Source organism: Bradyrhizobium genosp. SA-4 str. CB756, from assembly GCF_000473125.1.
In the GTDB taxonomy this organism is placed as follows: Bacteria; Pseudomonadota; Alphaproteobacteria; order Rhizobiales; family Xanthobacteraceae; genus Bradyrhizobium; species Bradyrhizobium arachidis.
Genome location: NZ_KI421499.1, coordinates 3,712,517 through 3,725,192, shown reverse-complemented (window position 1 = coordinate 3,725,192; position 12,676 = coordinate 3,712,517). Strand labels below are relative to the sequence as shown.

General features: G+C 65.5%; 13 protein-coding genes. 2 read left to right on the top strand and 11 right to left on the bottom strand.

Annotated features, from left to right (window positions below; translation table 11 throughout):
• Positions 1-11: 11 nt before the first annotated feature.
• Positions 12-641: a CvpA family protein gene (locus BRAGE_RS0118410; RefSeq protein ID WP_027557546.1), complete on the bottom strand. Its 630-nt coding sequence runs from the start codon at positions 639-641 to the stop codon at positions 12-14.
• A gap of 166 nt (positions 642-807) precedes the next feature.
• Positions 808-2,256 carry a DNA repair protein RadA gene (gene radA / locus BRAGE_RS0118405; protein ID WP_027557547.1) on the bottom strand — a complete coding sequence of 483 codons (1,449 nt, stop codon included), beginning with the start codon at positions 2,254-2,256 and terminating at the stop codon, positions 808-810.
• Positions 2,257-2,459: 203 nt separating this feature from the next.
• Between radA and BRAGE_RS0118400 the strand changes: the two genes are divergently transcribed.
• Together BRAGE_RS0118400 and BRAGE_RS0118395 are read left to right on the top strand one after the other, a co-directional pair.
• Entirely contained in the window at positions 2,460-3,617 is a 1,158-nt protein-coding gene (locus BRAGE_RS0118400) for an ABC transporter substrate-binding protein (protein ID WP_035729830.1), read from the top strand.
• Positions 3,617-5,686: a putative bifunctional diguanylate cyclase/phosphodiesterase gene (locus BRAGE_RS0118395; protein WP_027557549.1), complete on the top strand. Its 2,070-nt coding sequence runs from the start codon at positions 3,617-3,619 to the stop codon at positions 5,684-5,686. The genes BRAGE_RS0118400 and BRAGE_RS0118395 overlap by 1 nt, the downstream gene beginning before the upstream one ends.
• 7 nt (positions 5,687-5,693) lie before the next feature.
• Here BRAGE_RS0118395 and BRAGE_RS0118390 read toward each other — a convergent pair whose 3' ends face one another.
• The 9 genes from BRAGE_RS0118390 to BRAGE_RS0118350 all read right to left on the bottom strand — a co-directional run bounded on the left by BRAGE_RS0118390 (position 5,694) and on the right by BRAGE_RS0118350 (position 12,532).
• Positions 5,694-6,419, bottom strand: coding sequence for a sulfite exporter TauE/SafE family protein (locus tag BRAGE_RS0118390; RefSeq protein ID WP_027557550.1), 726 nt, complete (start codon positions 6,417-6,419; stop codon positions 5,694-5,696).
• A 44-nt stretch (positions 6,420-6,463) separates the two neighbouring features.
• A complete protein-coding gene (locus BRAGE_RS0118385) occupies positions 6,464-7,381 on the bottom strand; it encodes a ribokinase (RefSeq protein WP_027557551.1) in 918 nt (305 codons plus the stop codon).
• A 9-nt stretch (positions 7,382-7,390) separates the two neighbouring features.
• Positions 7,391-7,837, bottom strand: a complete 447-nt coding sequence (rpiB, locus tag BRAGE_RS0118380; protein ID WP_018646068.1) for a ribose 5-phosphate isomerase B — start codon at positions 7,835-7,837, stop codon at positions 7,391-7,393.
• A 68-nt stretch (positions 7,838-7,905) separates the two neighbouring features.
• Positions 7,906-8,700, bottom strand: a complete 795-nt coding sequence (locus tag BRAGE_RS0118375; protein WP_027557552.1) for a transporter substrate-binding domain-containing protein — start codon at positions 8,698-8,700, stop codon at positions 7,906-7,908.
• Positions 8,701-8,720: 20 nt separating this feature from the next.
• A complete protein-coding gene (locus tag BRAGE_RS0118370) occupies positions 8,721-9,479 on the bottom strand; it encodes an amino acid ABC transporter ATP-binding protein (RefSeq protein WP_027557553.1) in 759 nt (252 codons plus the stop codon).
• A 1-nt stretch (position 9,480) separates the two neighbouring features.
• Positions 9,481-10,149, bottom strand: coding sequence for an amino acid ABC transporter permease (locus BRAGE_RS0118365; protein WP_027557554.1), 669 nt, complete (start codon positions 10,147-10,149; stop codon positions 9,481-9,483).
• Positions 10,150-10,156: 7 nt separating this feature from the next.
• Complete coding sequence (locus BRAGE_RS0118360; RefSeq protein ID WP_027557555.1) at positions 10,157-10,840, bottom strand: amino acid ABC transporter permease; 684 nt, start codon at positions 10,838-10,840, stop codon at positions 10,157-10,159.
• 10 nt (positions 10,841-10,850) lie between these two features.
• Entirely contained in the window at positions 10,851-11,750 is a 900-nt protein-coding gene (locus BRAGE_RS0118355) for an NAD(P)-dependent oxidoreductase (RefSeq protein WP_027557556.1), read from the bottom strand.
• Between the two features lie 44 nt (positions 11,751-11,794).
• Entirely contained in the window at positions 11,795-12,532 is a 738-nt protein-coding gene (locus BRAGE_RS0118350; protein WP_027557557.1) for a FadR/GntR family transcriptional regulator, read from the bottom strand.
• Positions 12,533-12,676 lie beyond the last annotated feature (144 nt).

Here is a 12,676-nt window from a genome sequence, read left to right as displayed (position 1 = left end):
TTAGGGCCTAATCAACGCGCCGCAGGTTTCTCGATCAGCTTCTTCAAACTGTCACGAGCCGGTTTACTGTATCCGTCGCCACTGCCCGAAGGCTGCTGCTCGGAATCAGCTTGATCATCATCTGGTTTGTTTTTCTTGAATCTCTTCAAGATGGTGTTCTCGGGGTCATCAGGCAAGAGGGACATCAGCCAATCGCCGGTTCCCTGGAGCACCACGCGGGACTTGGCCCCCGTGACCCAGTCGGGGCGCTGCTTGTCCGGCACCAGCCAGGTGAAGAACAGGAACGCGACCACGACGATCAAAAGCCCGCGAGCGAGGCCAAACAGGAACCCCAGGGTACGGTCCAGCGCGCCAATGCGCGAATCCAGGATCATGTCGGAGATCCGGACCGTGATCACGGAAACGATGACCAGGGTGCCGACGAACACGCCGGCAACCACCACCACGCTCGCCACCGTGTCGTTGTTGAAATAGGTCTTGGCCGTCGGCAGCAGCTTCGAGAACGAGTACAGCGTCACGATCGCCGCGGTGCCCCAGGCTGCGATCGACAGGATTTCGCGCATGAAACCGCGGACCATGGCGAGCAGGCCCGAGACCAGCATCACACCGAGCAGGATCAGGTCGAGGAGTGTTACTGGCATCGGCTGGTCTGGTCCGCTCGTACTTCAAAGGTGCTCAGCGAATCGGTGCTTGGCCGTGGCCCTAAGTGAGGGCCAGACGGCATTCCCGGCAAGGCCGCAACCACGCAATCCCATGCTGCTTTTGTGACGGCTGTATAGCGGCGGGGGCGGGGAACGTCACCTCCAGCTAACCCTCTCCACGGCGGAATCTTGCCGGTGTGGCATTTTTCTCCGCCGGAACGCTCTGATCGCCGCGGCGGGAGCCCTTGGCGGCGATTTCGGCCACCAGCGTCGTGAGGCTGTTGACCGCGTTCAGCGACAATCCGGCGTCACCGCCGGCATCGCCGCCCCGGGCCGATTCGGGCAGTACGGCGCGCTTGAAGCCGAGCTTGACGGCTTCCTTGAGCCGGGCCGGGGTCTGTGCCACCGGACGGATCACGCCGGAGAGCGAAATTTCGCCGAAATAGACGGCATCGGTGGGTAACTGCGCATTAACCAGGGACGATACCAGCGCGGCCGCGGCGGCCATGTCGGCCGCCGGCTCGTGGATGCGCAGGCCGCCCGCGACGTTCAGATAGACGTCGTGGCCGGACAGCTTGACCCCGCAATGGGCCTCCAGCACCGCCAGCACCATGGAGAGCCGGCTCTGGTCCCAGCCGACCACGGCGCGCCGTGGGGTGCCGAGTGAGGTCGGGGCCACAAGTGCCTGCAATTCGACCAGGACGGGCCTCGTGCCCTCGATGCCCGCAAAGACTGCGGTGCCGGGCGTGCCGAGGTCACGCTCGGACAGGAACAGCTCGGAGGGGTTGGTGACTTCGCGCAGGCCAAGGCCGGTCATCTCGAACACGCCGATCTCGTCGGTCGGACCGAAACGGTTCTTCACCGCGCGCAGGATGCGGAATTGTTGCGAGCCTTCGCCCTCGAACGACATCACGGCATCGACCATGTGTTCGACGACGCGAGGGCCCGCGATCTGGCCGTCCTTGGTGACGTGGCCGACCAGGATGATGGCAGCGCCGGTCTTCTTCGCGAAACGAATGAGGGCCTGCGCCGAGGCACGCACCTGCGTCACCGTGCCGGGCGCGGATTCCACCGTGTCGGTCCACATGGTCTGGATCGAGTCGATCACGATCAGCCGGGGGACAGCGCCTTCCGACAGCGTCGAGACGATGTCTTCCACCGATGTTTCTGCCGCGAGCTGCACCGGCGCATCCGACAGCCCGAGCCGCTCGGCGCGCAGGCGCACCTGGGCGATGGCTTCTTCGCCGGAGATGTAGACGATGCGGTGGCCGGCGCGCGCCATCATGCTGGTCGCCTGCGTCAACAGCGTCGACTTGCCGATACCGGGATCGCCGCCGACCAAGAGCACTGAGCCGCGGACGAAGCCGCCGCCGGTGACGCGGTCGAGCTCGGTCATCCCAGACGACAGGCGCGGCGCGTCCGGGCTCTTGCCGGCAAGGCTCTCCAGGGCGAACGTCCGGCCCTTGCGCTTGGAGCGGATCGACACCGGGACGCTGCCGCTGGTGTCTTCTTCCGCGAGCGTATTCCACTCGCCGCAGGACTCGCACTTGCCCTGCCAGCGGTTATAGGCCGCGCCGCAGTTCTGGCAGACGAAGGAAAGCGTGTTCTTGGCCATGGGGACAGCGAGTCGGAGGGGTTTCGGGTCTGCTGATAGCACGGAACGGAGGGCAGAGAGCGAACCCTGCCGCCCCCGAATATGGCAATTCAACGCGTTCGATACACCCTTTGTTAGCTCTGCGCTGCGGCTCCAGGCCGGACTTTGCCAAATGTTAGCGGACGCAAGTCCAGTTTCGGAACCAAGACGGGGTGGCGAAACAAATGACTGTGGTCTTGCGCATATTGCTCGCGATGGGCATGGCCTGCGGCGTTCTCATGCCGCCTGGCGGTGCTGTCGCGGCGGACGCCAAGCGTCTCAACATCGTTTTCGTCAACCCCGGCAAGACCGGCGAGGTCTATTGGGACATGGTCGCGCAGACCATGCAGGCTGCCGGCCGCAAGCTCGGCGCGCATATCGAGGTCCTGACCAGCGAGCGGAATTACCGCACCATGCAGGAGCTGGGGTTCGGCGTGGTCGCGCGCGCCGACAAGCCCGATTTCCTCATCCTCTCGAACGAGGAATCCGCCGCCGTTCCGATCCTGGAGGCGGCCGAGGCCGCCGGCGTCAAGACGCTGCTGCTCTCGAACACGCTGATCGGCGATGACGCGGCTCGCCTTGGCCCGCCGCGCCAGAAGCTCAAGACCTGGCTCGGCGATATCACGACCGATCTTCAGACCGCGGGGGCGCGGATGGCGAACGCGCTGATCGCCACCGCACGTGCCGAGAAATGGCAGAGCCCGGACGGCAAGATCCACATTCTCGGCATCGGCGGTGACGAGATCACCCCGTCCTCGATCGCCCGCAATGCCGGCCTCAAGCTCGCCGTCGAGGCTGCGCCCGATGTCGTGGTGGACCGGATGCTGTTCGCCAACTGGACGCAGTCCGAGGCCGAGCAAGTCACAGCGAACTATCTGGGCTGGGCCTCGCGCAAGGAGATCAGGCCGGCCGGCATCTGGGCCGGAAACGATCCTATGGCGCTCGGCGCGCTGCGCGCGGCGATCGCTGCGGGCCTCACGCCCGGCCGGAACATCCAGGTGGCCGGCCTCAACTGGTCCGACGACGCGCTGCGCGAGATCAAGGCGGGCCGCCTGCTCCTGAGCGACGGCGGCCATTTCCTGCTCGGCGGCTGGTCGATCGTTCTCCTGCGCGACTACGCCGATGGCTGCGATTTTGCGGCCGCGTCGCCGCACGTCGAGGTCAAGACATCTGCGATCACGCGCAACAATCTGGCTTCGGTCGGCGACCTCATCAGAGTGCGCGCCTTCGACCGCATCGACTTCACGCGGTTCAGGGCGAAGCCTGGACGCTGTGGCCAGTATGACTTCTCGATCGACGCGCTGATCTCGTCGCTGGCGCCGCTGGAAGGCACCGCTGATTGATGCGAAACGAAGACGACATGACCGATCCGGACCGCAGAGCGCAGACCGTGCCGCCGCGTCTGCGCTCGGTCGTCCGCGCGATGATCTGGGCCACCGTGCCGGTTCTGCTGCTGGTGCAATTGCTCGCCTCCGCCGGCGTCGAGGCTTCGAGCTTCTGGTCGCAGATCCGGCAGCTCGACGCCCGTATTGCCCGCGTCGCCGAGAGCCGGGCCGAGCTGATCGCCGAGCCGCTCTGGAAGATGCGTTACGACCAGGTCACGGGCGTGCTGAACGAGATCATGCACGACGAGACCATCGCGGCGGCAGCCGTCTATGACGACACCGGCGTTGCGATTGCCCGCGTGGTGGCGCGTCCCTCGGAGCAGGGGGTTGCGGAGGTCTCGCGTCCGATCCGCTACAGCAACGGCAACATGTCGGTGCAGGCCGGCCGTATCGCGATCGCCTATTCGCATGCGGCGCTGTATGCGGATGCAGGCAGCCGGCTGGTGCTGCTGCTGGTCGTCGGCCTGCTCGCAACGCTCGCCACCCTGATCGCGATGCGGATCTCCGCCAACATCTTCATCGGCAAGCCGCTGGCGGCGATGATGTCGGCGATCCAGCGCAGCAAGCAGGACGGCCGCGCCTATCCGGCGGAGGTCAAATCCTCCAATGAATTCGGCCAGCTTGCCCGCGCCTTCAATGCCATGCAGCACACGACGGCGGGCGCGCTCGACCGGCTCGGGCACATGGCCGCGCACGATCCGCTGACGGGCCTGCCCAATCGCCGCTCGCTGTCCGAGCACCTGGTGACGCTGAGCAAGGATGCCGGTTCGCCGGACTCGCTGATCGCGTTCTGCTTCATCGATCTCGACGACTTCAAGGGCATCAACGACACCTTTGGCCACGATGCCGGCGACAAGTTCCTGGTCCACATCTCCGAGCGCCTTCGTGCGGCAGTCGAGCCGCAAGACTGGGTGGCGCGGCTCGGCGGCGACGAGTTCGTCGTGATCCGTCCCGAGGTCAGCAACCAGGCGACCGCGCAGGCGTTTGCGCGCCAATTGCTGGACGCGATCTCCGAGCCAATCCGGCTGCACGACAAGCAGGTGGTGCCGCGCGCCAGCATCGGCCTTGCCGTGCGCCGCGCCGGCGACCCCGAATTGTCGCATTTGCCGGCGCTTGCCGACATTGCGCTCTACCATGCCAAGAGCAAGGCGCCCGGCACCGTCGCCGTGCTGGACGAAGCGCTTCAGCGCGACTATCGCCGCCGCAGGGATCTCGAACTCGCCGTTCCCGCAGGCTTCGCCGAGGGGCAGTTCGAGGTCTGGTATCAAAGCCAGGTCGACCTCGAGAGCCAGGCCGTCGTCGGGCTCGAGGCGCTCATCCGCTGGCGCCACCCTGAACATGGCGTGATCGGCCCCGGCGAATTCCTGCCGCTGATCGAGCGCAGCGGCAACAATGCGCGGCTGACGCGCTATGTGCTGACCGATGCCTGCCGGGCGCTGCAGCTTCTGGCCGCCGCTCGCAAGCCGCAGATCCGGATCGCGATCAACCTGCCGCCGTCCGAGCTCGCCGACCATTCGCTCGCCGCCGAGCTGCGCGCCACCTGCGCGCGCTTCGATGTCGCGCCATCGTCGCTGGAGCTCGAGATCACCGAGGGCTCGCTGATCAACAACATCGCCAGCGCCTCCGAGACGCTGCACCGGTTGCGGCGCTTAGGTGCCACCATCGCGCTGGACGATTTCGGCACCGGCTACTCTTCGCTCGCACATCTCAGGCGCTTCCCGCTGGACAAGGTCAAGATCGACAAGGCCTTCATCAGCGAGATCCCTGATAGTGCGGAAGACAAGGCGATCGTCGGCGTCATTGCATCGCTCGCCGGCACGCTGGGGCTGACGCTCGTCGCCGAAGGCATCGAGCGGGCCGAGCAGGCGCAGGCGATGCGCGAGATGGGCGTGACGCTGGGGCAGGGCTATCTCTATCACCGGCCACAGCCGCTCGAGGCCGTGCTGCAATGGATCGAGGGACAAGCCGTGCCCGAGAGGCGTGTCATTGCGGAGAGCCCGTCGATCGCGCCGGAATTTGCCGCCTGAGGGCTGCTTACGACTGCGCCGCGTTCCAGAGCATCGAGAGCCCGGCCGCGATCATGATCGCGTCCATCAGAAGGCGGAACATCTCGGGCTTCAGGTGCAGCACGAAACGCTTGGCGATGAAGGCGCCTGACATCAGCGAGGCGCCGGCGATCAGGCCCTTGATGAAGACGTCACTGGTGAGCGCGCCGAACCGTTCGAAGGTCACGGACTTCGCAAAGTAAAGGCCGAGCGAGGAGGCCGCTTCGGTGGCGAGGAAGGCGCCCTTGGACAGGCCGTAGAACAGGAACAGCGGCACGCTGAGCGGACCGGTCGAGACCACGATGCCGGTGAGATAGCCGATGACCGCGCCGCCGATCGCGAGATGCCAGAGATTGGCCTTGAGGTCATGCCGCGCCAGGGCGTGCCGCACCGGTACCATCGCAATCAGGAAACTGCCGATGGCGAGATCCACGGCATGCGAGGGCAGCGCCAGCAGCGTGCGCGCGCCGAGCGCGGCGGCCGGAATTCCCGTCACCGAATAGGCCATGCAGGCTCGCCAGTCGACCTCGCGCCACCACGCCAGGATCCGCGAAAAGTTCGCCATCACGGAGGCGACCGCCATGATCGGCACCGCCTCCTTCGGCCCGTAGGCATAGACCAGCACCGGCATCAGCATGATCGACGCCCCCGTGCCGACGATGCCTGAGATGGTGCCGGCGATCAGGCCGACGGTGAGGACGAAAAGAAAGGCCAAGGGCGGGGGCTCCGGGAATCGGAGCACTGTAGCCGCGGACGACGCTAAGCGAGAGACGGAATCTTCGCCCGCATCGGCATGCCAGCCTGAGCGCCCGGCACGAGGCACTTCTGGGCCGCCGCTTCGCATCCGACCTGGAGCGCGGTTTGCAGTGGAACCTCCTCGTGGACCATCGCCGCAAACGCGCCGACAAAAGTGTCGCCGGCCCCGGTCGTGTCCACTGGCGTGATGCGCGGGGCGGGCGCGTGCAAACGGGTTCCGTCCGCTGCCACAGCCAAGGCGCCCTGAGCGCCGGCGGTGACGATGCAGGTGAGGTCACCCGTCCTAGCCAAGTCCGCGGCTGCAGCTTCGTAACCGGACGGCGCGAGGCCGATGGCGACTGCGGCGTCCATGGCCTCGTGCTCGTTGAGGAGGAGATAGTCGGTGACGCTGAGAAGCTCGGACACCATCTCGCGCGTCATCTTGTCCGGGACAGGCGCGAGGTTCCAGATGACGGTGCCGGAGGCCGATGTCGTTCGCCACGCGGCTTGCAGCGCCTGTGCAAAGGGCACCTCCATCTGAAGCACCAGCACCACGTCAGTGCCAAACAGCGCGGCGGGCAGGTCTGCGGCATTCGCGGCCATGTTGGCGCCGCTCGCCACCGTGATCGCATTCTCGCCGGCCTGATCGACCGTGATGAAGGCGCAGCCGGTCGGCTCGTCGGCCCTGACGATGAGACCGGTGTCGACACCGTTTGACTTGAGGTTCTCGATCGCGCTGTCGCCGAACCCGTCCCGGCCGACGCAGCCCGCCATGCGGACCTGTCCCGGCCCCGCAATCCGTGCGGCGGCGACGGCCTGGTTGGCGCCCTTGCCGCCGAAATGCGTTTGGTAGGACGGCGCGAGCACCGTCCGTCCGGCGCCGGGAATGACCGGGACCTGCGCGACCAGATCGATGTTGAGCGACCCGAACACCAGGATCATGAGGGGACGTCAGCCTTGCTCGTCCATGACGCGCAGCTTCTCGACGCGGCGGCGGAAATCCTCGTCGGTGGAGAATTCGGCCGAGAGATAGGATGAGACGAGGTCCACGGCGAGCCAGGCGCCGACGATCTGCGCGCCGATGCACATGACGTTGACGTCGTCATGCTCGACGCTCTGATGGGCGGAGTGGACGTCGTGGCAGACCGCGGCGCGGATGCCCTTCATCTTGTTGGCGGCGATCGAGGCGCCGACGCCGGTGCCGCACACCATGATGCCGCGTGCGGCTTCGCCCGAGGTCACCTTCTGCGCCACGGCCCGCGCGATGTCGGGGAAGTCCACCGGCTTGTCGTCATAAGAGCCGACGTCGACGATGTCGTGGCCGAGCTTGCGGATGTGGTCGATGACGGTCTGCTTGAGCGGCCAGCCGGCGTGGTCGGATCCGATGACGAGACGCATGTGATGTCCTTCTTGATTTTGTATTGGCCGTGACAGCCGAACAGCGGCTGTCACGGAGTCTCTCTGGTTCAGCTGCGCATGTCCGGCGGCAGCTCGACGCCGTGGAATTTCCTGTAGATCGCGTTGAGCTTGCCGTTCTTGACGTTCTCGGTGATCCAGGCGTTGAGCTTGTCCATCAGCCGCTGCTCGCCCTTCTTCAGGCCGATCGCGAGGTCGAAGGTCGCCAGCGGAATCCGGGACTCGAACACGCGCGAGGGGTTCTTCACGCCGATCTGGTTGATGATCGTCGCCGACGAGGCGACGCAGTCGACCTGGCCGGACACGGCCGCGGTCACCATGGTGGCGTCGTCGTCGTAGCGAGCGATCTTGAGGTCCTTGTCCTTCATGTTGGACAGGGTGGTGTCCTGCGTGGTGCCGCGCGAGACGCCGATGGACTTGTCCTTCAGGTCCGGCCAGTCCTTCACGGTCGACGACTTCAGGCAGCCGACGTCGGATTGCAGCGTCGCATAGCGCTTGGTGAAGTCGATGACCTTGGCGCGCTCGGCCGTCACCGACAGGGTCGAGATGATGATGTCGGCCTTGCCGGTGAGGACGTTGGGGATGCGGGTCGCACCGGTGGTCTGGATGAATTCGAGCTCGAGCCCCCAGTCCTTGGCGAGCAGCTGGGCGACTTCGACGTCGGAGCCGGTCGGATTCATGCTCGAATCCATCATGCCAGAAGGCGGGATGGCGAGATCGGTCGAGATGCGGATCTTCTTTGCCTGCGTGATGTCGTCGAGCAGGTCGGCCGATGCCGGCGTGGCCGCCATCATGATGAGGCCGCACAAAGCCGCGGCGGTGCCCAGCAACGCCTTGTTTGTCATTCTTGGTTCTCCTCTCCCTGTTATGATTTTAAGTTTCCCGTCCCCACGAATTGCGTGAGTTCGGGGGTGGTCGGCGACGTCAGGATCGAGGCGGGTCCGGTCTCGTGGACCTTGCCGCGATGCATGAACACGATGCGGTCGGCGATTCCCTTGGCAAAGCCCATCTCGTGGGTGACCATCACCATGGTCATGCCATCCGCCGCCAATTGTTCGATCACCTTCAGCACTTCGGCGGTAAGCTCGGGATCGAGCGCGGAGGTGACCTCGTCGAACAGCATGACCTTCGGCTGCATCGCCAGCGAGCGAGCAATGGCCGCGCGCTGCTGCTGACCGCCGGAGAGCTGTTCGGGATAGGCATGCAGCTTCTCCTCGAGCCCGACCTGCGCCAGCACTTTCCGCGCGAGGTCCCTGGCCTGCGCAGAAGCCATGCCCTTCACCGCGCAGGGGGCAAGCGTGATGTTCTGCTCGATCGTGAGGTGCGGAAACAGATTATAGCTCTGGAACACGATGCCGACGTCCTGGCGCAGCGCGCGCAGGTCGACGTCGGGACGGTCGACCCGATGTCCGCACACGACGATCTCGCCGCCATCGACCTTCTCGAAGCGGTCGATGCAGCGCAGCGCCGTGCTCTTGCCGGAGCCGGAGCGGCCGATCAGTGCCAGCACCTCGCCGCGCTCGACGGCGAAGGAGACGCCGTCGAGCACCCGGAGCGGCCCAAAGCTCTTCTGCACGTCGCGGAGCGACACGATTGGTTCGGAGGAGAGGGCGTTTTGCTGCATGTCAGGCCGGTGCGAGGTTGGACCTGCCGCGCCCCATCCGCCGCTCCAGCCTCTGGCTGAACAGCGACAGCGGATAGCACATGGCGAAATAGGTGACGGCGATGATGGCGTAGATGGCGAACGGCTCGAACAGCGAGTTGTTGACGATCTGGCCCGAGCGCATCAGCTCGACGAAGCCGACGACGGAGGCGAGCGAGGTGTTCTTGATGATCTGCACCATGAAGCCGACGGTCGGCGGCGTCGCGATGCGGATCGCCTGGGGCAGGATCACCTTGATCATGCGCTGGGTCCGGGTCAGCGCGAGGCCCTCGGCTGCCTCCCATTGCGGCTTCGGCACAGACTGGATGCAGCCGCGCCAGATCTCGCCGAGATAGGCGGCGACATAGAGCGTCAGCGATGCGCCGGCGGCCGTGAGCGGCGAGACCTTGAGGCCGATCGCGGCAAGGCCGAAATAGCCGAGGAACAGGATGACGAGCAGCGGCGTGCCCTGGACGAGCTGGACATAGACGGCGCTGGCGATCCGCACCGGTTTGAGCGGTGAGATCCGCGCCAGCGCGATCACGAAGCCGACGATGCCGCCGCCGATGAGCGCGATCACCGAGAGGCCAATGGTCCACGATGCGCCCTGGCCGAGGAACATCAGATGATTGATATTGAGATGTCCGCCCATGGTCATCTCACAGCGGCGTGCCGAGCCGGCGCCGGCGCGGAAACAGCACGAGGCCGAGGCCCCAGAAGCCGGCGCGCATCACCAGCGACAGGATGACGTAGAGCACGGCGACGATGATGTAGGTCTCGAACGCGCGATAGGTGTCCGACTGGATGTAGTTGGCGACGGCCGTGAGCTCCTCCGCCGAGATCTGCGAGCAGACCGAGGAGGCCAGCATCAGCAGCACGAACTGACTGGTCAGGGCCGGATAGACCTTCTCGACGGCCGGCAGCAGGATGATGTGCCAGTAGATCTGCAGCCGCGATAGCGCCAGTCCCTCGGCCGCCTCGATCTGTCCGCGTGGGATCGCCTCGAAGCCGGCGCGCATGATCTCGGCGGTGTAGGCGCCGACGTTGATGGTCAGCGCCGCCACAGCCACGGTGAAGGCGGAGAATTTCAGGCCGAGGCTGGCGAGGCCGAAATAGACCAGGAAGATCTGCACCAGCAGCGGCGTGTTGCGGATCGCCTCGACGTAAACTTTGCACGCTCCGGCGATCAACGAGCTCCGCGAGCCGCGGCCGACAGCTGCGAGCGTGCCGATCAGAGCGCCGAGCAGGGTCGCGAAGAAAGCCAACTCGAGCGTCAGCGCAGCGCCAGCCAGGAAACTTGGCCAACGCTCCATCACTGCGGGAAAGTCGAGTTGGAGGCTCATCGTATCAGCTTCAACCGGTCGTCTGGTTGGTCATGCGGTCGTAGACGCGGAACAGCGCCTGGTTGCCGTTGCTGCCTTCGCCATGGGCGCGGGCGTCGACATATTGGCTGGTGACCAGCGCGGTGCCGGGCAGGGGCACGTTGAGAGCCTGCGCGTGCTCCTGCACGAGGCGGAGGTCCTTGAGCTGCAGATCGATGCGGAAGCCGGCGGAGACGTCGCCCGCGATCATCGAAGGGCCGAGCTTGTCGAGCATCCAGGAAGCCGCAGAGCCGCCAAGCAGCACCCGGCGCAGCAGATTGAGATCAATGCCCGAGGCGCGCCCCAGTGCCAGCGCCTCGCAGATCGCCTGGATGTTGATGCCGCAGATCAGCTGATTGCAGAGCTTGACCGTTTGTCCGGCGCCGGATGCGCCGACATGCGTGATGGTCGTGCCCATCGCACGGAAGAACGACTCGGCCTTGGCGAACGCGTCAGCATCGCCGCCAGCCATGATCGAGAGCGCGGCGTTCTTGGCGCCTACCGGCCCGCCTGAGACCGGCGCGTCGATGAAGCTGACGCCAGCTTTTTGCAAGTCGGCATGGATGCGGCTGACCGCGACCGGAGAGATCGTGCTCATGTCGACGATGAGCTTGCCGGGCGGGGGAGACTTGAGGAGCCCGTGGTCGCCATAGATGGTCGCCTCGACATGGGGCGTGTCAGGCAGCATGGTGATGACGATGTCGGCGCCTTCAGCGGCATCGGCGGGGCTCGCGGCGCGCGTCGCGCCTTCCTTGACGCTGTCGGCCAATGCAGCCTCATTGAGATCGAAGGTGCGAACCGCGTGGCCGGCCATCAGCAGGTTGCGCACCATCTCGCGGCCCATCGTGCCGATGCCGATGAAGCCCACATTGCCCTTGTCGTTCCGTCCCATGTTATCGATCCGTTTTTTTGGTAAGTTTCTTGGCTTGTCCGCGATCAGCCTGAGGCGCTCTTGTCGATGTCGCCGACGATGGCGCGCCGCCGGTATTCGTCGCCGATGGCAAAATGCTTGCGCAGCGTCGTATCCGCCCGCTCGGGATCGCGCGCGATCACCGCTTCGAAGATGCGGCGGTGGTCGTCGATCAGATAGTTTTTCATCGACGGGAAGGCCTGCACCAGCTCGCGGCGGCTGCGATGCGAATGCGTCAGCAGGCCCGCCATCGAGCTGTGCAAAACGGAAAGCGTTTCCGAATGTGACGCCACGACGACGGCGCGGTGGAATTCGAAGTCGGCCATTCCGCCGGCATCGGCTTCGTCGATCGTCTCGCCGATCTTCGCGAGCGCGCGCTGCAGGCGCTCGAAATCGGCAATGTTGGCGCGCTCGCAGGCGAGGCGGATCGCCTGGCATTCGATCGCGACGCGCGCCTGCATGACGTCGTCAAGCATGTCCGCTTGCTGGGCCAGCGCGAAGGTGAAGAAGTCGTTCAGCACCGAAACGTCCGGCCGGGTCACGACGGTGCCGATGCGGTCGCGGATCTCGACGATGCCGAGCACCGTCAGGGCGCGCAGCGCCTCGCGGACGATTGGCCGGCTGACGCCAAGCAGGGTTGCGAGCTCGCGCTCGGAGATCAGGCGGTCGCCGGGCTTGAGCGAGCCCGCAAGCAGGCGCTCGCGCAAGAAGGCGAATACCTTCTCGAACCCTTTTTCGCCTTCGGTGGCGCGCTTGAGCTCCATCCCCGTCTCGCTTTGGTCTGATCGTGGTCAGACCAGTAGGCTAACCAGAGCGATGGCGTCAAGGGCCTTGGTTAATGGCTGATGTGTCAGGCCTGCCCAATCCGACCGGTTCCCCGGCCTGATCCTTAGAATTTGAAGCGTATT

Coding starts and splice junctions, on each gene's coding strand:
- BRAGE_RS0118410 (WP_027557546.1), bottom strand. CDS start 641: ATGCCAGTAACACTCCTCGACCTGATCCTGCTCGGTGTGATGCTGGTC.
- radA (WP_027557547.1), bottom strand. CDS start 2,256: ATGGCCAAGAACACGCTTTCCTTCGTCTGCCAGAACTGCGGCGCGGCC.
- BRAGE_RS0118400 (WP_035729830.1), top strand. CDS start 2,460: ATGACTGTGGTCTTGCGCATATTGCTCGCGATGGGCATGGCCTGCGGC.
- BRAGE_RS0118395 (WP_027557549.1), top strand. CDS start 3,617: ATGCGAAACGAAGACGACATGACCGATCCGGACCGCAGAGCGCAGACC.
- BRAGE_RS0118385 (WP_027557551.1), bottom strand. CDS start 7,381: ATGATCCTGGTGTTCGGGTCGCTCAACATCGATCTGGTCGCGCAGGTC.
- rpiB (WP_018646068.1), bottom strand. CDS start 7,837: ATGCGTCTCGTCATCGGATCCGACCACGCCGGCTGGCCGCTCAAGCAG.
- BRAGE_RS0118375 (WP_027557552.1), bottom strand. CDS start 8,700: ATGACAAACAAGGCGTTGCTGGGCACCGCCGCGGCTTTGTGCGGCCTC.
- BRAGE_RS0118370 (WP_027557553.1), bottom strand. CDS start 9,479: ATGCAGCAAAACGCCCTCTCCTCCGAACCAATCGTGTCGCTCCGCGAC.
- BRAGE_RS0118365 (WP_027557554.1), bottom strand. CDS start 10,149: ATGGGCGGACATCTCAATATCAATCATCTGATGTTCCTCGGCCAGGGC.
- BRAGE_RS0118360 (WP_027557555.1), bottom strand. CDS start 10,840: ATGAGCCTCCAACTCGACTTTCCCGCAGTGATGGAGCGTTGGCCAAGT.
- BRAGE_RS0118355 (WP_027557556.1), bottom strand. CDS start 11,750: ATGGGACGGAACGACAAGGGCAATGTGGGCTTCATCGGCATCGGCACG.
- BRAGE_RS0118350 (WP_027557557.1), bottom strand. CDS start 12,532: ATGGAGCTCAAGCGCGCCACCGAAGGCGAAAAAGGGTTCGAGAAGGTA.